We start from the raw sequence: 16,767 nt of genomic DNA, 5'->3' as shown, positions 1-16,767 counted from the left end.
TCTACTCAAATATAAATGGCTGCGGGGAAAAGCACAAAATGAAAATCAACAAAGCCAGCCAGCCGATTATTTTTCTTTTTCTATCCAATGGTTTGAAGCCGCTAACCTCAGGATGCCTCACCCCCATCAATCTCCCCAACAGAAAGCCAAAAAACAACCATCCTTGATACCCTTCTAATTGAGGCTGAAAATAAGAAATGGCGTATTGTACTGCTGCTAAAGTGAAAATAATGGTTAATCGAGTTTGTAACTCAAGTCCTGTCCTTTGGAAACAGAAAAACAAAAATGCCAAGTAGAACGGGATCCAAAAAATCAAATCCTCAAAAGGCATGTAAGGACTAATCATACCCAGCCCTGCATAACCTATGAATAATGTGTAAGCTACCAAAGAAATATGGGCATGTCTTCTAGGAAAAAGACCAAAAATAACATGACCTCCATCGAGTTGACCAATGGGCAGAAGATTGAGAGCCGTGAAAAACAAAGCTAAATAACCTGCAAAGAGATAGGGATAATGAATGACCTCTGACATTTCAGGTAGTCTCTCAGGATCGGCAAGAAGGCTGCCCATTAGGCCAAATAATAAGTTATCACCAAGTCTGAAATCAAGAACCTCTTCATCGTAACCCTCAAAGTTAGGATCCGCGTACTCAGGATGAATTTCATAAATATATTCCGCAGGAGGCAAAGTCAAAAAACCATAGGATAAAACGAATATGGCTATCACAAAACCTGCTAAAGGTCCTGCTACACCAATATCAAAAAACTTTTTTCTTGAATTTATAAAGCCCTTCATTCGAATGATAGCGCCGAAAGTCCCAATTGAGGGGGCTCCTATAAAACCTAACCATGCAGGAATAAAGAAGGGAAGAGAGCATTTAACCTTATGATAAATAGATGTAAAAAAGTGCCCCAACTCATGAATCAACAAAATCCCGATAAAAGAAAAGGAAAACGCTGTGGATTTCATAAATATCTTCCATGAGAGAAAGTCTTCACCATCTGCTAGTACAGATTTCCCATACACCCACTCCCCACCAGCCAAAGTGGTGGTTACGAGCGTAAGAACAAACAGTAGACCGTGAATTAGATACTCTTTGGGTTTATACATCTCCAAAGAAATCAAAAATCACCTTCGGCCCCGTCACATGTACTGCTTGGATACCTAGTGCTTTGGCACCTTCTACATTGGCCGCTAAATCATCAAAGAAAACGACTCGCTCAGCTGAAGTGCCTAGATCAGTCAACATTTTTTCATAGATCTCCGGTTGAGGCTTGGCTAGCCCCATTTCATGACTGAAAAAAACCCAGTCGAAAACCGGGTCAAAGTTTTTCAGCCCGTGATCTCTTAACAATATTGAATTGACTTCATGAATATGAATCAAATTCGTGTTACTAAGGGCTCCAATTTGGTAATTACTTCTCAGTTTTTTAATCAACTCCAATCTTTCCGAAGGAATAGTACCGAGGAGATTGTTCCAAAGTGTATCTATTTTTTCATCTGACCAAGCCTGCTCGAAATAATCCCTTACTGCATCTCTAAAGGTCATTGAATCAATTAAACCTCTTTCATAATCATAATGAAAATTTGTCTTGTACAAATCATCTACCAGAGGATGGTATTTTTCTTCCAATTCATTCTTAATCAATTGAATGGACTTTTGATAGTCTATGTCGATGATGACATTTCCCAAATCAAAAATTAAAAAATCTGCATCAAGTGTTTTTTTCATTGAAAACTATGGTTGTGAATATCCCTTCAAATATGTAACATTGCAATCCCAAAACCAAGATTTGGGCAAAATAGCAAACGAAAAGAAATTTAAAATCACTCTTTTCAGCGGAAGAAAAGGCTTTCACTCCAACGGGAATGAAAGTTACCCATTAATGAAGTTAATGGGAATTCAAGACCAATTGAAATCAATAGACTTGGCATTCTGATCTTTTCAGTTCTTCGCGATTCAAGAACGCTGAAAATTGATAAGGTAATGGAATCCCGATACCGATCGGGACTAGTTGGTTTGCCCTTCTGACTCTCCCGATTCATCGGGACAGGAGGTCGCAGGTAATTTGATAGTATAATGGGCCTATAGCTCAGTTGGTTAGAGCTTCTGACTCATAATCAGGAGGTCGCTGGTTCGAGCCCAGCTGGGCCCACTAGAGGCTGGTTTTTAAGCCAGCCTCTTTTTTTTCTTCGCCTATGTGTTGTTATTGCTATATCCTTTTCAGTCCCTCATTGGGTAAATTTTACACTGGAATCACTCAAGAAAGTATCGATTCCAGAATCCAAAAACACAATCTCCAACAATACGGAAATCACCGATATACCGCCAAAGCTTCCGATTGGGAATTATTTCTCGCTATCGAAGCTGATGATTATGCACACGCTAGGAGAATGGAGCTCTACATCAAAAAAATGAAAAGTGCTGCCTATATCCGAAAATTAAAAGACAACCCTTTTGAGTTGAATGCTTTGGTGGCCAAAAAAAGTAGAGGCTTCTGACTCCCCCGACTCGTCGGGGCAGGAGGTCGCTGTTCCGATGAATCGGAAGTGCCCAGCTGGGCCCACTAGAGGCTGGTTTTTAAGCCAGCCTCTTTTTTTTCTTCGCCTATGTGTTGTTATTGCTATATCCTTTTCAGTCCCTCATTGGGTAAATTTTACACTGGAATCACTCAAGAAAGTATCGATTCCAGGATCCAAAAACACAATCTCCAACAATACGGAAATCACCGATATACCGCCAAAGCTTCCGATTGGGAATTATTTCTCGCTATCGAAGCTGATGATTATGCACACGCCAGGAGAATGGAGCTCTAAATCAAAAAAATGAAAAGTGCTGCCTATATCCGAAAACTAAAAGACAACCCTTTTGAGTTGAATGCTTTGGTGGCCAAAATTTCATCAAAACTTATTTTTTTGACTCATTCTAATTTTTAAGCACTTTTTTCTTTCTTTGCGATTTCAAAATACGATATGGAAAATTCTCCAAAAGCCGCTCAAAAAAAAGGTCTGATTCTGGCACTTTTTGCGGCTATTTTTTGGGGTGTGGCAGGCAATTGCGCTCAATTTCTATTCGAGAAAAAACAGTTAGAGCCCGCATGGTTAGTCACTTGGAGATTGCTTCTAGCTGGAGTTATTTTGCTCCTAGTTGATTTCAAAGGACATGGAGTAAAGGTTTTTGAAATTTGGAAGAATAAAAAAGATATAATATCCATCCTCATATTTGCTACAGTCGGGATGCTGGCAGTTCAGTTTACCTACTTTTATTCTATTCAGCTATCAAATGCAGCTACAGCTACAGTAATCCAATATTTGGGACCACTGTTTATCGTGGCGTATTTTGCCATTAAAAATAGAAAATGGCCAATCGCTATCGAGTTTTTATCCCTTGCCTTAGCTCTTAGCGGTACATTTTTATTGGTCACCCATGGTACCGTAGATTCCTTAGTGATTTCTCCTGAAGCATTGATTTGGGGTATTCTATCAGCGATAACATTTGCCTTTTACTCCATCTTTCCCGTAGACCTTTTGGTTCGTTTTAGTCCTATAAGAGTCACGGGTTGGGCCATGCTAATTGGAGGCATTTTCTTTTCCTTTTATGCTAAGCCTTGGGTTATTATGGGTATTTGGGACTTGGAATCCTTTGCAGCTTTCTTATTCATTGTCTTTTTTGGGAGTATTCTTTCATTTTTATTTTTCATGTCTTCTCTTCCTCTCATTGGTGCTCAGACAGCTTCGCTGATTTGTAGCGTTGAGCCGCTATCGGCAGCATTTATGGCCGTTATCTGGTTAGGTGTTAGCCTCACTTTTCTGGACTGGGTTAGTACTTTTATGATTTTAGGCACTGTTGCAATTTTAACACTGGCTACCAAAAGGAAAAAACTTTCCATTTAACAGAGTTTTCACTTCAAAAGCCCTTCTGATTTATTACCTTTCTATGCTTAGAATTTTCAGTGTTTGTGACTGTCAACTATCAAATAAATGTCAGGACATCATCATCATACAAGTGGAAACCTAAAGCTTGCCTTTTTTTTGAATTTAGGATTCACGATCGTGGAGTTTATCGGAGGTATCTGGGTCAACTCTGTGGCAATTTTATCAGATGCTGTCCATGATTTGGGAGATAGTGCCTCTTTAGGTTTAGCCTGGTATTTAGATCATAAAGCTCATCAAAAAGCTAATAGAATTTACACCTTCGGCTATGGCCGCTTTTCCCTCCTAGGCGCATTGATAAATGCCATCATATTAATCCTGGGATCCTTTTTTGTTCTTTCAGAAGCTTTTGAGCGACTTAAAAATCCGGAGCAAAGCGATGCAACAGGGATGATATTATTTGCCTTGCTCGGAGTAGTGGTCAATGGATTTGCGGCTTGGAAAGTAAGTCATGGCAAAAGCCAAAATGAAAAAGTGATTAGTTGGCACCTTTTGGAAGATGTATTTGGCTGGGTGGCTGTCTTGATCGGTGGAATAGTGCTTTACTTTTATGAAATCTTGTGGTTAGATCCCACACTTTCGATCCTGATCAGTTTATTTATATTGTGGAACGTATTCAGAAACTTGAAAGAGACTTCCTTGATTTTTCTTCAAGGGACTCCCTCGGGTATTTCGATTGATAAAATCGAAAAACAAATTCTAGAGCATCCAAAAGTAAAAACCATTCACCATCTTCATATTTGGTCTATGGATGGAGAAAAAAACGTTTTTACTGCACATATCTGTCTCAAGGACATTACTAATTTTCAGGACTTTATCCAAGCAAAAAAATCAATTCAAAAAGTACTCCCAACCCAGTCCTTTTACCACTTTACCATCGAATGGGAGCTTCCCGAGGACACTTGTAGCATGGATTTATTTACGGATTAACATTTTTATCCTGTCTCTAAGTGCTGGCAGTACAAGATCTTCAAACCATGGGTTTCTTTTCATCCAGATTCTATTTCTTGGTGATGGGTGAACCAATGGGAAAAAATCAGGTAAATATTGATCAAAGGACCTAACCGTTTCTGTCAAATTTTTCTTCTTCATTTTCCCCAAATAATACGACTGTGCATAAGCGCCTATAAGCAGAGTCAATTCCACTTTTGACATTATAGCCATCAATTTTGAATGCCAATGAACAGCACATTCAGGTCTAGGAGGCAAATCTCCACTCCCCCCTTTCCCCGGATAGCAAAATCCCATAGGCATTATTCCGAAAATAGAAGGATTATAAAATTGATCTCTATCCACTTGAAGCCATCGACGCAACTCATCTCCACTTGGGTCATTCCAAGGTATGCCAGTTTGATGTACGCGAGTTCCTGGTGCCTGCCCTATAATCAAAATTTTGCTTTCAGCCGCAACAGCTATTACTGGACGAGGTCCAAGTGGCAGATATGGTTCACAAATTCTACAATTTTTAACTGCTGAAATCAAGGATTGGTCTTCTTCCACAATAGGCAATTGATTTTGTTCTAATTTCTAAAGATTCAAGCTCAAAGCAAATTCCAGCCATTCCTAGAAGAATTAAAATCACCTGCTAGACTCGCTAGAAATAGAGATCGAGCAAAAGAATAATGATTTTATACATCCAAATTGAAAAGGTTCTTCGTATTTCTTTTTAAATTAAAGGAGAAAAACCTGTTAATCAACGCTTTGAAAAACAATATATACCTCTTCATGTTTAAATCAAGTGAGAATATCCATTTAACCACCTAAACCATCAACCTATGAAAAATTCCAAATTGACATTTTTCATATTTCTAATTGTAGCTACTTCTTGTTTCACGCAGAAAGACTACATCGCAGAATACGACTACAATTACCAAGGCTCCTTTAAGCGATACAAAACTTTTGCATTTGTAGAGTCTGCAGAAGAAGCTAATGCCGCACTAAGACCTGTACTCAATGCGACTATAGGTGCGAGACTCGGCTCTCAGGGATTTAGAGAGAAGACCGAAAAACCTGATATGCTGGTCAGTTATAAGATTTTTACCGACTCTATTCGATACAGAGGGTATGTTCAGCCAGAATTTGATTATTGGCTTAAGCGTAGAGGCGTAGAGGTCATTCAAGCCAATGAAGATGACAAAGAGCGAGAAAAAGATGAAACTTATAATCAGGTCAAATACAAGGAAAACAATGGGATGCTTGTGATTTATGTAATCGACTCCAAAAGAGGAAGTACAATTTGGCAAGGGTATACTGCTGCCAATTTCGATTTTGATTCTCCTAGTTTTCAATCCGAAATCACTAGAGCTGCCTATCGAGTTATGAATGAATTTAAAGTAGTCAATCGATTCATGGAGTAGTTTCCAATAAAAATTTAGTCCATAGACCAGCCCCGATTTGATTTCTTTTCCGATCGGGCTTTCTTTTCTTTCAGTCTTTTTTCTATAGCTGACTTACTAGGTTTGGTTGCCTTTCTCACTTTTTTTCTTCGAAAAGCACTTCGCATTAGGTCGTAAAATTTCTTCACAGCGATTTCCTTATTTTGATTTTGGGACCGCTTCTCTTGACTTTGAATGCTTAAGACTCCCTCTTGATCAATCCTATTTTGGAGCTTTTCCATGAGTCTTTGTTTTTCCAGATCATCCAATAACTGTGAGTTTGAAATGTCAAAAAACAGCTGAACCTTCGTCTCTACTTTATTGACATGCTGCCCCCCTGCTCCTCCACTACGAGCGGTTTGAAATTTAAGCTCTTTGTAAAATTCTCCGGATCGTATCTTATCCTCTAGTTTACTCATCATTTTAAACTTTGGTTCTATCGTACCTCATCCTACCTAACAACAGCAATTTTAGCCATTTTGATAAATTATTTAATATTCTTCCTAAGAATTGCCTATTTTGTTTTCTTGAAACAATAGACCTAAAACCTATTTTAGAATGAAAAACAGAAGAGAGTTTCTACTCAAATCCACTCTTGGTGCTGCAGGATTGGCACTCGCCCCTGCATGGCTACAAGGTGCTCCTAACCTGATCAAAAGCCTTAAAAAGCCCAACTCACTCATCAATGGTGTTCAAATTGGATGTATCACGTATTCCTTTAGAAGTCTCCCAGATCAAAGTGCGGAGGCTACCCTAAAGTACGTCAAAGAATGCGGAATATCCGCCATCGAGCTCATGGGAGATCCTGCAGAAAGCTTTGCAGGAATGCCCGCTTCCCCTATCAATCGAATGCGAATGTGGCAGCTAGGTGGCAAAGTCCGTAGAGGAGAATCCCTGAGTGAAGAAGATTCCAAAGAGTTGGCAGAACTTCAGAAAGAAGCTGATGCCTACTCCAAAATAGTAGCCGAATGGAGATCCAAGGCCAGCATGAAGCCCTTCGAAGAGCTTCGAAAAATGTACCAACAGGCAGGTGTGGAAATCTATGCGTTTAAGCCAGCTGCTTTTGGTCAAAACAATTCCGATGCAGAAATAAGCTATGGCATGAGAGCCGCAAAAGCCCTAGGAGCTTCTCATGTAACGCTAGAACATCCATCCGATGATGCCCATACCATGAGACTCGGACAGCTAGGTGAGAAAAATAAAATGAATGTAGCCTATCATGGGCATGAACAGCAAACCTTTGACTTTTGGGATACAGCACTGCTTCAAAGTAAAAGAAATACCTTGAATTTAGATATGGGGCATTATATTGCCGCTGGACATACTGATCTGATTGCTCTCATTGAAAAACAGCATGATCGGATCCTTAGTATGCACACTAAAGACCGCCAAACCCCTGCAAATGGTAAAGGAAATGTAGTCTGGGGTAGCGGAGACACTCCCATTGGAGAAGTACTCAAATTGATGCAAAAAAACAGGTATAAATTCCCAGCTACGATAGAACTGGAGTATGAAGTACCCGAAAATTCTAACCCTATTCAGGAAGTTCAAAAATGTCTGGAGTTTTGCCGAAAAAGTTTAGCCTAGACAGTATTAAACTCAACATATGAAAGCAGCGAGCTAGACTCTCTGCTTTTTTTTTATGCCTTCTTTACAAATTCAGACTTTAAACCCATCGAGCCAAATCCATCTATTTTACAGTCTATATTGTGGTCTCCATCTACAAGGCGTATATTTTTTACTTTCGTACCTGCCTTAATAGGTTTAGGGGCTCCTTTTACTGGAAGATCTTTGATAATTACCACCGAATCCCCATCATGTAGTAGATTACCATTTGCATCCTTGACTTCATTTGATTCCTCAACAGTATCCAAAGCATCGGTTGGATGCCATTCAAATGCGCATTCAGGACAGATAAATTTATCTCCTACTTCGTAGGCATAGGGAGATTGACATGAAGGGCAAAGGGGGGCTGTTTTCATTGGCTAAAGATCGTGATTTTACTTTAGAAAAGCCGCAAAAAGTCAATTCACTCTTAATGAGTCCTCATGTAGGAATGAACAATCGCCTCAGCAGCCGTTCTTCCCGAAGTCATTGCTGCATTAATGGAGCCATTGAGTAAATAATCTCCTGCCAAATAAACTTGATCTGTGATTTTACATTCTGTCAAAGGCATTGAATACCTAAGATCATCTAGATTAGGCAAGGCATAGTCAATCCAATACCCTTTCAAATACTTAAAATACTCGGCCTTTACTCCTGAAATTCCAGCCAACTCAAGCTGTACTTCTTTCACCAAATCCTTTTCTTCAAGATCAGACTCTAAAACTGTGACTGATAAAAGTGAGCGATCACCCTTGGAATAGGCCGGTGAGACATCATCCATAAAAACCAAGTTATTAACCAGATGGTCTCCTTTCACTAGCCCAATCATAGGCCTAGCCATGAAGGATTTTTGGAGCGTAAAATAAAGATTTATCACTTTTCTGGACGGTGCGAATTGTCCTTGCAACTGTTTCATAACCCGATCAGGTTGTACGGCAACGATGATTCTGTCAGCAATTATCACCTCTCCATTTTCTAGATGAATAGCGTTACCTTGAATTTCTTTTACTCGGGTTTCAAAATAGATTTGCGTGCTGCTAAGTTGCTTTCGTAGCATTTTAGGAATTTCACCCATTCCCTTCTCAGGCACTGCAGCATGGCCAAGTGCAAACATTTTAAACACAAACTCAAACATTCGACTACTTGTATTCAAATGTTTCTCAAGAAAAATCCCTCTGAAAAAGGGCTTGAAAAAATTTTCAATAATGGTTGGCGAAAAACCGTAGTCTTTTAAATATTGAAGTGTGGGGACAGCCGGCTTGCTGAAAATCTCTTCATTACTTTGTTTTTTTAGTTCCTGGGTTAAACTAAACATTTTCACCTTGTCTAAAAAATTTCCAACCTTGGAAAAAGCCATCCCAACTACCTTCAGTGGATTGCGCATGGGATCCGAAATCAAATAAGAATCCTTCTCATCAAAAATTACCGCTCCAGGATCAAAGGTTTTGAGTTTAAGCCCCTGAAAATCCAAGTATTTTTTAGCCTCAGGGTAAGCCGTATTGAGCACCTGAAAACCATGATCCAATAAAAATCCATCAACTTCATCTGTTTTCATTCGGCCCCCGATAGTATCGGAACCTTCAAGAATGATGGGAGAAAAACCAGCTTTTTCAAGCTCCAAGGCCGCTACCAAACCTGAGACTCCTGCACCTACAATGTAAACTTTTTCCTTTTCCATAATTATTTTACTGGGTTGTGTATCAAAAAAACATGTAATCAATTTGCGAATATTGATTGCCGTAGTCATCTTTTCAACTAGGTAAATTCAAAAGGGTTTTACCCAGAAAAAAAAGATACATTCCCCGACTATCAAAATCAAATCCGATTTCACTCCAAAAACAAAGATAAAATCTTTAAACTAGTGTCAAATTAGGTTTTTGAAATCAATCATATGATAAAGACAATAAGCACCCTCCTACTGTCCCTTCTTCTTGTAAGCGTTGGCAGATCTCAAAGCTACTTTCCTGATAAGGGAAATTGGGAAACAAAATCTCCGGAAGAATTAAGCTTAAATCCTGAAAAAATCAAAGAAGCTATTGAATTCGCTATAGCCAATGAAAGTAATCAAAACCCAAACTTAAAAATTGCACATTATGAGTCTGCGTTCGGCAGAGAGCCTTTTGGCTATCCTGTAGGACCTATGAAAACAAGAGGTCCTGCCACAGGTTTGATTATTTACAAAGGATACTTGGTAGGTCAATGGGGACAGCCGGATAGAGTAGATTTGACTTTCTCAGTAGCAAAAAGCTTCCTATCTACCACAGCAGGACTAGCGGTGGAAAAAGGCCTAATCCAATCTGAGAAGGATCTAGTATACCCCTACATGGCTCCTATTTACCCCTACGAGCCATATAAAACACTAATGAACAAATCGGATCATGTGATGGAAGATGATGTGTTTGAACTGTTTGATACAGATCATAATCGCAAAATCACATGGGATCATCTCCTTCGTCAAACATCAGACTGGGAAGGAACGCTGTGGGGCAAGCCCGACTGGGGTGATCGTCCTGCTGAAGGTGTTGCACAGAAAAGAGCCCGCCCACAAAATGAGCCTGGGTCAGTCTACGAATACAATGATACACGGGTAAATGTATTGGCACTGGCGCTATTAAATGTATGGAGAAAACCACTTCCTAAAGTACTCAAGGAGCACATAATGGATCCCATAGGCGCCTCTGACACTTGGAGATGGACAGGTTACGAAAATTCCTTCATCATCTTGGACGGAGAAATCGTACAGTCTGTCTCAGGAGGTTCTCACTGGGGTGGTGGTATGATGCTCTCCGCATGGGATCAGGCCAGATTTGGTTATTTGACACTGCGAGATGGTAATTGGAAAGGACAACAACTGATTTCTGAAGAATGGCTGCTCAAATCAAAAACCCCTACCCCTGCCAACCCTGGGTATGGATTTATGAATTATTTTCTCAATGAAGATCAAAAACAAGTTCCTAAAGGTCCTAAATCAGCTTTTCTTCATATAGGTGCAGGTACAAATATGATTTATGTAGATCAGAAAAATGATTTGGTCATCGTAGCACGATGGATTCCCAACAGCGAAAAAGCCAAACTCATAGAACTTATCTTAGAAAGCTTACCCAAATAACAAAACAGCATTATATAGCATGAAAAATCTTGGAATTTACCTTTTTGATCAAGTAGAGCCGCTCGACTTTGTTGGACCTTTTGAGGTATTTACAACTGCTTCAGACTTACTCAAGAGTGAAAAATTAAGGGTTTTTACTTTTTCCGAAAAAATATTACCAATTACCACGATTGGTAGAATGAAAGTGATTCCTTCTATGGCTTTTTCTGAATTGCCTCCTATAGATTACTTAGTCATCCCTGGAGGAGAGGGGAGTAAACTAGTCATAAAAAATCAAGCTTCCATGGAGGTCCTCCATCAACTTATTGAGCAGGCCAAATGGACGATGTCAGTTTGCTCAGGAGCAAGAATCCCCGCCAAATTGGGTCTATTAGATGGAAATCAATACTGCACCCATCGATCGGTCTATGCTGATCTGGAAAAATTGGTAAAAAATGGAAATCCTAAGCCTGACAGGAGATTTGTAGAGGCAAATTCAAAGCTATTTACAGCGGCGGGAGTATCGGCAGGTATTGATCTATCGCTAAATCTGGTTAGTAAAACGTGGGGTTATGATTTGGCGAAATCAGTCGCGGATTACATGGAGTATCCAATCTTTAATGACTAAAGAAATGATAGCTAATACGCCAAAACCTCCCTACTATGCTGTTATCTTCACTAATCTTCGCACCAGCATCGATGAGGGATACGAAGAGACTGCCGAGCTCATGGTAAAACTGGCCAAGACCCAAGAGGGTTATCTAGGCCATGAAAGCGCCCGAGAAGGGATGGGTATCACGGTTAGCTATTGGGAAAGCTTAGAAGCTATCCAAAAATGGAAAGTACAAACAGCACATCAGATTGCACAAGAAAGAGGAAAAAGCAAATGGTATCAGTCCTTCAAAACAAGAATTTGCTTAGTGGAAAAGGATTATGGTTTTGAAAAAATCTAAACTTAAAACGCATATCCAAAACTAACCCCTCCATAAAAAGGGTAAAATCCAAACCCTCCAAAAACAGGAGTTAAATTGGCGCGAAACAAAAAGCCTCCATCTGTAGGTTCACTTCTGTATCCAAAATTCATAGTTCCTACCAAATAAGTACTCAAAGCTTCTCCGTCACCAACAGCAAAATCGGTACTGGCACCTCCAAATAGAAAAGTGCTGCCTAATCCCATTTCAAAATATTGTCCGTTTTTGCCTAAAAGATAATTTAAACCAATCGGAACTGTTCCAACCGAAGACCCTCCGATAGATAAAAAAGAAGCCCCTGCACGAAAACCTAAACCATCTAGCCGTTTTTGGAATCGTTGATCATAATTCATAGAGTAGGAAATACCATTTCCCAATAACTCCACATAAAAAGCTTTGCCCTGCTCTCGATCTTGTTCTTGAGCTTTACTCTCGAGATTAAATATGAATAGAGATAGAATAAAACACAATAAAAGCTGTTTCATCAATTGAATTACTTTAGTTTAAAATGCATATCCAAATCCAACACCCGCGAATAAAGGCCAGAAACCATTATTATTGAAAATCGGATTTACATTGACTTTCCAAGTGAAGCCCCCATCCACAGGGATTTTTCTATAGCCAAAATTCAAAACACCCATCACGCTAGGAGAACCATCCACATCCAAGATAAAATTGAAATTATCTTGAGCATAGGAAGAGCAAATATATTGGCCCGAATTATTATCAAAATAACCAGATTCGCAGTAAGTGTAAGCATCTCTACTGAATGTGAAAAAAGTCATCCCCGCTCCAAACTCGAAGTAATGTGGCCCTTTTCCATAAAGCTTGTTTGCCATTATCGGTAAAGAGAAAAAAGAATCCCCTCCAGAAACCGTATAACCACCTGCACCAACTCTCATTCCCCATGAATTCATATTTGAGGGGTCAAAACGAAAATCGTAATTAAAACTATAAGGCAGGCCAGCACCTCCTACTTCGAGAAAAACAGATTGAGAGGGTAATTTTTCTTGGCCAAAAACTTGAAAACCAATAAATAAAAACAAAAACGGGAGTAAAGTCTTTTTCATTAAGGTAGCTATTTCAATACAATACGAAAGTAGGAAGCATTTTGATACTTCTGTTCATTCGCAAATGTTAAATTTCTCCGATCTAGGTTAAAATTTTATTAATCAATTCAGAGAATCCTTAATTTTATCAGAGTTGATATGGCAGGTATGGTTAAAAAAATTCAGTTCACGTTTTTTGTAATTGGTAGCTATCTACTATTGATGGTGACACTTGCTTGTGTACAAGAGCAACTCCCCGATCTTTACGCCCGCTGTCCTGATCCAGTCAATGCTAATCTCATTGATTTCGAGGTGTTTTACACTCCCTACCTCAATAATCAATATTCATCTTCTTCAGACACTGTTGACTTCGAAGAGTTCCAGGTAGTTTTGGAATTCACTCCAGAAAGATTGAGTAATCTTTACAGAAATAACTTCTCATTCCCTTGGGAGAGTATGGCTCTATCCTGCATTCCCCAATTAAACCTAAGAAATATTTCAAATATTTCGGTGGTCTTGACAGCGCCATTCGAGGGACTTCCTGCGGGCACAGATATTTCTTATTTACTAGAGACTACTTCTAAAGAAACTCTTGCAAAATTTCGTGATTTCAGTCAGATAGAACCTGTGATTGGATTGGATCTAAAACTAAGACCGACTAATTTTTCACAATTAAAAACCCGTACTTTCGTATTTCTAAAAGATGGAACTGCTTTGGTGAAAGAAACTCAAAGTCCCCTACTTCAAACCAGTTGAAAATATGCTTCGTAAACTCTTCCTTGGAATTTTTGCTCTTGCAATGGTTTTCGCCATTGTGTACGTTTTGGGACCAAAGGTCGAAAAACAAGAATTAAGTATAAATTTTCCAGAGATACCTACCCGTATCCAAGAATTGGAAAATTACATCCACAGCCGGGAAGATTCTGTAGTTGGTCTCAAGCCGGGTAACGAAGCCTATATCGTATGGGCAGACTCTTCCAATAAGCGAAAAACACCCTATTCCATTGTTTATATTCACGGCTTTGGAGCAAGTCCTATGGAGGGTGATCCGGTCCATCGATTTTTGGCCAATCATTTTGGTGCCAATTTATTCGTAACTCGACTTCCGGAGCATGGGATCAGAAGAGAAAATGGAATGGAATACCTATCTGCTCAAAAGCTAGCTGATGCTGCTGGAGAAGCTTTTCAAATCGGAAAAAGTCTCGGAGATGAAGTGATCGTTGTGGGTACTTCAATGGGTGGTGCGTTAACATTATTGCTAGCTAGCCAACAGCCCGAAATCAAAGCCATTGCGCTGTATTCACCTGCAATCCGAGAAAACGGAGAACGGCTCGGAGGCTTTTTCAAACCTTGGCAAAAGTTTTTGATGGAAGTCAGCGCTATGGAAAATAAGGTAATTCATCAGAATCGGGAAGGTGAAAAGGCTGCTTTTTGGTCTGAAGATTACCATATCAATGGATACGAAAGCTTGGCCGTTTTGCTATACAGCATGATGAATGAGGATACCTTCAAAAAGATCAATCAACCCCTATTTTTAGGGTATTATTATAAAAGTGCACAGGAGCAGGATTTTGTAGTATCCGTCCCCAGAATGCTTGAAATGTATCAGCAGGTAAATACGCCTGAGGCACTCAAGAGAGAGAAAGCATTTCCTAAATCCGGCGACCATGTGATTGCAAGTTCCATTACTTCAGACGATTGGGAGGGAGTCTTGTTTGAAACCATTGATTTCTTAGAAAATGTCGTCAAAATTCCTCCAAGGCCTGAGTTTGAAGATATGATCGAGGATATGATTAAAGCCAATGAGTTGACTAAATAAAATCTCTTATCAATTCACCTGATCTGAAACCTTAAAGGTACAGCGGGCAAGTTCTCGGAGTTATATAAATTAACCGCGGGATTATCAGCCCAAGCATAGCGAAGTTCGACCGGATCAAAACCCGATTCCATGGCTATTCTGATTTCATTTACTCCTGTAATTTTACCCGGAAAAGATTTCCAAGCACCATTTTGGTTTTGGAGCGCATAGCCCAAGACTTCATCTCCTGAGCTCAAGCTCAATCCCCCACCTACAGAAGTGTAAACCAATCGCAGCTCTGCACCTAATTTTTCTACAGACTCCAATAGGGGTCCCTGACTAATGACGCTATCTCCAAAGGATATTTTTTTTGCAATTCTCCACAATCTATCTGCTACATCTTGCTTATTGCGAGGATGAATATCTTCTGCTTCCCCAATATCTATGGCAACTGCCATACCGGTTTTAGGCAACACTAAAGCCTCTCTTTGTGCTTCTCTCAGTGCCGCCCAATCACTAGTTGGCTGAAGTTCTTGGCGCTCCATAAAATTTGCCAGTTGTACAAAAAGAAAAGGGAAATCTCCGAAACTCCAAGCTTGTCTCCAGCTTTGTATTAATGTCGTAAACAATCCTTTGTATTCCCCATGTCTTCCTGCATTACTTTCTCCCTGATACCAAATCACACCACGGATTCCAAAATGTGTAAGCGGATGAATCATTGCATTATACATCATACCGGGCTTCCAGTTCAAATTCTCCACCTTTGGAAGCTGAGGCTCTATCAAATCATTGGAATAGGACCAAGTCCCCTCAAGATTGATTTTATTGCCGTTTTGAGCAAGGTACATTTTACCCGCTGAGCCCAAAACTGGTTGATTATTCCAAGTCTTTACTAATCGAACTGTGAGTGTATTTTTGCCTTGAAACAATACTTCTTCAGGTATACTGAGTTCAGGCATACTCTGTCCCCAGTCTTTATGGTGAATTTGGACTCCATTGATATAGAAATAGGCCATATCATTTACATCAGGAAGAAAAAGAGACAATCCTGTTTTCTGATTAAGCGTAAAGTTTTTCCTTAGCCACGCGATATGTGCTAAAGGATTATTCTGAGGCAATTGGATTTTTCTCCATTGAGAATCATTGTAGCTCACCGAAGAAACCTCAGAAGCGGTGGCTGAATCGGGACGGTTGACCAGCAAATCCCGCATCTCACTTCGTTTTTTATTGGCGAGATTTTCTCTTTCCCATTTCTCAGGCTTCTCTATTATATCCTTTGCCTCCTCTGTAAAACTCATGTTTTCCATTCCAGCTAGTAGGGATGCAGGTGTCCAGCCTTCTGCAGGTGTACCACCCCAATTGGACTCTATGATGCCAATGGGGACATTTTTCTCCAGATGATTTTGTTTGGCAAAGTACCAAGCTATAGCCGAGAAACCCCCCAAATGAGTACTGTCAGCAAGCGTCCATTTACCGCCAGAAACATCTTGCTTTGGTAATACAGAATAACTCTTGTCAACTTTGAAAAAGCGTATTTGAGGAAAATCAGCACTATCTATCTCTACTTCCGCACCTAGTACTCCTGATTTCATGGGCCACTCCATATTGGACTGCCCGCCAGCTACCCATACATCTCCAAAATAGACATCTTTTACAGTCTCTTGGTTGACTGTAAGAAGAAACGGACCACCCGCAGGAGTAGCCGGAATGGTCACTTTCCAAGTGCTATCTGCATCAACCTGTGAACTAGCTACGGTACCAGCCACACCGACCCTCACGTTTTTACCTGGAACTCCCCTACCCCAAACCTTCACCGCCTGATCCCTTTGTAATACCACCCCATCGGAAAGCAATCTTGGCAATTCCACATCGGATTCAAATTTGTTAGATTGACAAGAAACAATTAAGGTCAAAATCAATAAAAAGAGGGCATTCTTCATGGTCTAA

General features: G+C 39.9%; 20 protein-coding genes and 1 tRNA gene. 12 read left to right on the top strand and 9 right to left on the bottom strand.

What is annotated here, in order from left to right:
- Window position 1 precedes the first annotated feature (1 nt).
- Window positions 2-1,111 carry a site-2 protease family protein gene (locus BLQ57_RS08645; protein WP_087939453.1) on the bottom strand — a complete coding sequence of 370 codons (1,110 nt, stop codon included), beginning with the start codon at window positions 1,109-1,111 and terminating at the stop codon, window positions 2-4.
- Window positions 1,104-1,733 carry an HAD family hydrolase gene (locus BLQ57_RS08640; protein WP_087939452.1) on the bottom strand — a complete coding sequence of 210 codons (630 nt, stop codon included), beginning with the start codon at window positions 1,731-1,733 and terminating at the stop codon, window positions 1,104-1,106. Before BLQ57_RS08640 ends, BLQ57_RS08645 begins: the two co-directional genes overlap by 8 nt.
- Window positions 1,734-2,083: 350 nt before the next feature.
- Here BLQ57_RS08640 and BLQ57_RS08635 point away from each other — a divergent pair.
- From BLQ57_RS08635 to BLQ57_RS08615, 5 genes are all read left to right on the top strand, one after another.
- Window positions 2,084-2,157: transfer RNA gene (locus tag BLQ57_RS08635), tRNA-Ile, on the top strand.
- A gap of 43 nt (window positions 2,158-2,200) precedes the next feature.
- Window positions 2,201-2,503, top strand: coding sequence for a GIY-YIG nuclease family protein (locus tag BLQ57_RS08630; protein ID WP_087939451.1), 303 nt, complete (start codon window positions 2,201-2,203; stop codon window positions 2,501-2,503).
- A 108-nt stretch (window positions 2,504-2,611) separates the two neighbouring features.
- On the top strand, window positions 2,612-2,818 hold the full coding sequence (locus BLQ57_RS21460; protein WP_244887414.1) for a GIY-YIG nuclease family protein: 207 nt from the start codon (window positions 2,612-2,614) through the stop codon (window positions 2,816-2,818).
- Window positions 2,819-2,974: 156 nt separating this feature from the next.
- The gene (locus BLQ57_RS08620; RefSeq protein ID WP_087940983.1) at window positions 2,975-3,895 is read left to right on the top strand and encodes an EamA family transporter; all 921 of its coding nucleotides are present in this window, start codon (window positions 2,975-2,977) and stop codon (window positions 3,893-3,895) included.
- A gap of 87 nt (window positions 3,896-3,982) precedes the next feature.
- Complete coding sequence (locus BLQ57_RS08615; protein WP_087940984.1) at window positions 3,983-4,864, top strand: cation diffusion facilitator family transporter; 882 nt, start codon at window positions 3,983-3,985, stop codon at window positions 4,862-4,864.
- On the opposite strand, the gene BLQ57_RS08610 is transcribed toward BLQ57_RS08615, so the two are convergent.
- Window positions 4,850-5,434 carry a uracil-DNA glycosylase family protein gene (locus BLQ57_RS08610; RefSeq protein WP_240507864.1) on the bottom strand — a complete coding sequence of 195 codons (585 nt, stop codon included), beginning with the start codon at window positions 5,432-5,434 and terminating at the stop codon, window positions 4,850-4,852. The genes BLQ57_RS08615 and BLQ57_RS08610 overlap by 15 nt on opposite strands.
- A gap of 275 nt (window positions 5,435-5,709) precedes the next feature.
- Between BLQ57_RS08610 and BLQ57_RS08605 the strand changes: the two genes are divergently transcribed.
- Window positions 5,710-6,291, top strand: coding sequence for a DUF4136 domain-containing protein (locus BLQ57_RS08605; RefSeq protein WP_087940985.1), 582 nt, complete (start codon window positions 5,710-5,712; stop codon window positions 6,289-6,291).
- A 14-nt stretch (window positions 6,292-6,305) separates the two neighbouring features.
- Here the strand turns inward: BLQ57_RS08605 and arfB are convergent, their stop codons facing one another.
- Window positions 6,306-6,731: an alternative ribosome rescue aminoacyl-tRNA hydrolase ArfB gene (arfB, locus tag BLQ57_RS08600; RefSeq protein ID WP_175444656.1), complete on the bottom strand. Its 426-nt coding sequence runs from the start codon at window positions 6,729-6,731 to the stop codon at window positions 6,306-6,308.
- Between the two features lie 136 nt (window positions 6,732-6,867).
- On the opposite strand from arfB, the gene BLQ57_RS08595 reads away from it, so the two are divergent.
- Window positions 6,868-7,896, top strand: coding sequence for a sugar phosphate isomerase/epimerase family protein (locus BLQ57_RS08595; protein WP_087940987.1), 1,029 nt, complete (start codon window positions 6,868-6,870; stop codon window positions 7,894-7,896).
- A gap of 53 nt (window positions 7,897-7,949) precedes the next feature.
- Here BLQ57_RS08595 and BLQ57_RS08590 read toward each other — a convergent pair whose 3' ends face one another.
- Together BLQ57_RS08590 and BLQ57_RS08585 are read right to left on the bottom strand one after the other, a co-directional pair.
- A complete protein-coding gene (locus BLQ57_RS08590) occupies window positions 7,950-8,291 on the bottom strand; it encodes a zinc ribbon domain-containing protein YjdM (protein WP_087940988.1) in 342 nt (113 codons plus the stop codon).
- Window positions 8,292-8,344: 53 nt separating this feature from the next.
- Window positions 8,345-9,592 carry an NAD(P)/FAD-dependent oxidoreductase gene (locus BLQ57_RS08585; RefSeq protein ID WP_087941010.1) on the bottom strand — a complete coding sequence of 416 codons (1,248 nt, stop codon included), beginning with the start codon at window positions 9,590-9,592 and terminating at the stop codon, window positions 8,345-8,347.
- A gap of 213 nt (window positions 9,593-9,805) precedes the next feature.
- Between BLQ57_RS08585 and BLQ57_RS08580 the strand changes: the two genes are divergently transcribed.
- Genes BLQ57_RS08580 through BLQ57_RS08570 form a run of 3 tightly spaced genes read left to right on the top strand, consistent with a single transcriptional unit; the run spans window position 9,806 to window position 11,955 of the window.
- On the top strand, window positions 9,806-11,023 hold the full coding sequence (locus BLQ57_RS08580) for a serine hydrolase domain-containing protein (RefSeq protein ID WP_087940989.1): 1,218 nt from the start codon (window positions 9,806-9,808) through the stop codon (window positions 11,021-11,023).
- A gap of 19 nt (window positions 11,024-11,042) precedes the next feature.
- Complete coding sequence (locus BLQ57_RS08575) at window positions 11,043-11,630, top strand: DJ-1/PfpI family protein (protein WP_087940990.1); 588 nt, start codon at window positions 11,043-11,045, stop codon at window positions 11,628-11,630.
- Window positions 11,623-11,955, top strand: coding sequence for an antibiotic biosynthesis monooxygenase family protein (locus tag BLQ57_RS08570; protein ID WP_240507865.1), 333 nt, complete (start codon window positions 11,623-11,625; stop codon window positions 11,953-11,955). The genes BLQ57_RS08575 and BLQ57_RS08570 overlap by 8 nt, the downstream gene beginning before the upstream one ends.
- 2 nt (window positions 11,956-11,957) lie before the next feature.
- Here BLQ57_RS08570 and BLQ57_RS08565 read toward each other — a convergent pair whose 3' ends face one another.
- Both BLQ57_RS08565 and BLQ57_RS08560 read right to left on the bottom strand, forming a co-directional pair.
- Complete coding sequence (locus BLQ57_RS08565; protein WP_087940991.1) at window positions 11,958-12,458, bottom strand: hypothetical protein; 501 nt, start codon at window positions 12,456-12,458, stop codon at window positions 11,958-11,960.
- Window positions 12,459-12,476: 18 nt separating this feature from the next.
- A complete protein-coding gene (locus BLQ57_RS08560) occupies window positions 12,477-13,043 on the bottom strand; it encodes a hypothetical protein (protein ID WP_087940992.1) in 567 nt (188 codons plus the stop codon).
- A 147-nt stretch (window positions 13,044-13,190) separates the two neighbouring features.
- Here BLQ57_RS08560 and BLQ57_RS08555 point away from each other — a divergent pair, with 147 nt between their 5' ends.
- Complete coding sequence (locus tag BLQ57_RS08555) at window positions 13,191-13,778, top strand: hypothetical protein (RefSeq protein ID WP_139162697.1); 588 nt, start codon at window positions 13,191-13,193, stop codon at window positions 13,776-13,778.
- A 4-nt stretch (window positions 13,779-13,782) separates the two neighbouring features.
- The gene (locus BLQ57_RS08550) at window positions 13,783-14,841 is read left to right on the top strand and encodes an alpha/beta hydrolase (RefSeq protein ID WP_087940994.1); all 1,059 of its coding nucleotides are present in this window, start codon (window positions 13,783-13,785) and stop codon (window positions 14,839-14,841) included.
- A 14-nt stretch (window positions 14,842-14,855) separates the two neighbouring features.
- Here the strand turns inward: BLQ57_RS08550 and BLQ57_RS08545 are convergent, their stop codons facing one another.
- The gene (locus BLQ57_RS08545; RefSeq protein ID WP_087940995.1) at window positions 14,856-16,760 is read right to left on the bottom strand and encodes a sialate O-acetylesterase; all 1,905 of its coding nucleotides are present in this window, start codon (window positions 16,758-16,760) and stop codon (window positions 14,856-14,858) included.
- Between the last annotated feature and the right edge of the window lie 7 nt (window positions 16,761-16,767).

The organism is Algoriphagus faecimaris (assembly GCF_900101705.1).
GTDB lineage: Bacteria > Bacteroidota > Bacteroidia > Cytophagales > Cyclobacteriaceae > Algoriphagus > Algoriphagus faecimaris.
The sequence above is the reverse complement of the archived record's forward strand: the minus strand, read 5'-3'. Positions and strand labels throughout refer to the sequence as shown.

What these genes read in the sequence shown, in the direction of transcription:
- BLQ57_RS08565 (WP_087940991.1), bottom strand. Translation starts at nt 12,458, where the DNA reads ATGAAACAGCTTTTATTGTGTTTTATTCTATCTCTATTCATATTTAAT.
- BLQ57_RS08640 (WP_087939452.1), bottom strand. Translation starts at nt 1,733, where the DNA reads ATGAAAAAAACACTTGATGCAGATTTTTTAATTTTTGATTTGGGAAAT.
- BLQ57_RS08570 (WP_240507865.1), top strand. Translation starts at nt 11,623, where the DNA reads ATGACTAAAGAAATGATAGCTAATACGCCAAAACCTCCCTACTATGCT.
- BLQ57_RS08630 (WP_087939451.1), top strand. Translation starts at nt 2,201, where the DNA reads ATGTGTTGTTATTGCTATATCCTTTTCAGTCCCTCATTGGGTAAATTT.
- arfB (WP_175444656.1), bottom strand. Translation starts at nt 6,731, where the DNA reads ATGATGAGTAAACTAGAGGATAAGATACGATCCGGAGAATTTTACAAA.
- BLQ57_RS08555 (WP_139162697.1), top strand. Translation starts at nt 13,191, where the DNA reads ATGGTTAAAAAAATTCAGTTCACGTTTTTTGTAATTGGTAGCTATCTA.
- BLQ57_RS08590 (WP_087940988.1), bottom strand. Translation starts at nt 8,291, where the DNA reads ATGAAAACAGCCCCCCTTTGCCCTTCATGTCAATCTCCCTATGCCTAC.
- BLQ57_RS08545 (WP_087940995.1), bottom strand. Translation starts at nt 16,760, where the DNA reads ATGAAGAATGCCCTCTTTTTATTGATTTTGACCTTAATTGTTTCTTGT.
- BLQ57_RS08585 (WP_087941010.1), bottom strand. Translation starts at nt 9,592, where the DNA reads ATGGAAAAGGAAAAAGTTTACATTGTAGGTGCAGGAGTCTCAGGTTTG.
- BLQ57_RS08580 (WP_087940989.1), top strand. Translation starts at nt 9,806, where the DNA reads ATGATAAAGACAATAAGCACCCTCCTACTGTCCCTTCTTCTTGTAAGC.
- BLQ57_RS08575 (WP_087940990.1), top strand. Translation starts at nt 11,043, where the DNA reads ATGAAAAATCTTGGAATTTACCTTTTTGATCAAGTAGAGCCGCTCGAC.
- BLQ57_RS08595 (WP_087940987.1), top strand. Translation starts at nt 6,868, where the DNA reads ATGAAAAACAGAAGAGAGTTTCTACTCAAATCCACTCTTGGTGCTGCA.
- BLQ57_RS08615 (WP_087940984.1), top strand. Translation starts at nt 3,983, where the DNA reads ATGTCAGGACATCATCATCATACAAGTGGAAACCTAAAGCTTGCCTTT.
- BLQ57_RS08560 (WP_087940992.1), bottom strand. Translation starts at nt 13,043, where the DNA reads ATGAAAAAGACTTTACTCCCGTTTTTGTTTTTATTTATTGGTTTTCAA.
- BLQ57_RS21460 (WP_244887414.1), top strand. Translation starts at nt 2,612, where the DNA reads ATGTGTTGTTATTGCTATATCCTTTTCAGTCCCTCATTGGGTAAATTT.
- BLQ57_RS08645 (WP_087939453.1), bottom strand. Translation starts at nt 1,111, where the DNA reads ATGTATAAACCCAAAGAGTATCTAATTCACGGTCTACTGTTTGTTCTT.
- BLQ57_RS08605 (WP_087940985.1), top strand. Translation starts at nt 5,710, where the DNA reads ATGAAAAATTCCAAATTGACATTTTTCATATTTCTAATTGTAGCTACT.
- BLQ57_RS08550 (WP_087940994.1), top strand. Translation starts at nt 13,783, where the DNA reads ATGCTTCGTAAACTCTTCCTTGGAATTTTTGCTCTTGCAATGGTTTTC.
- BLQ57_RS08620 (WP_087940983.1), top strand. Translation starts at nt 2,975, where the DNA reads ATGGAAAATTCTCCAAAAGCCGCTCAAAAAAAAGGTCTGATTCTGGCA.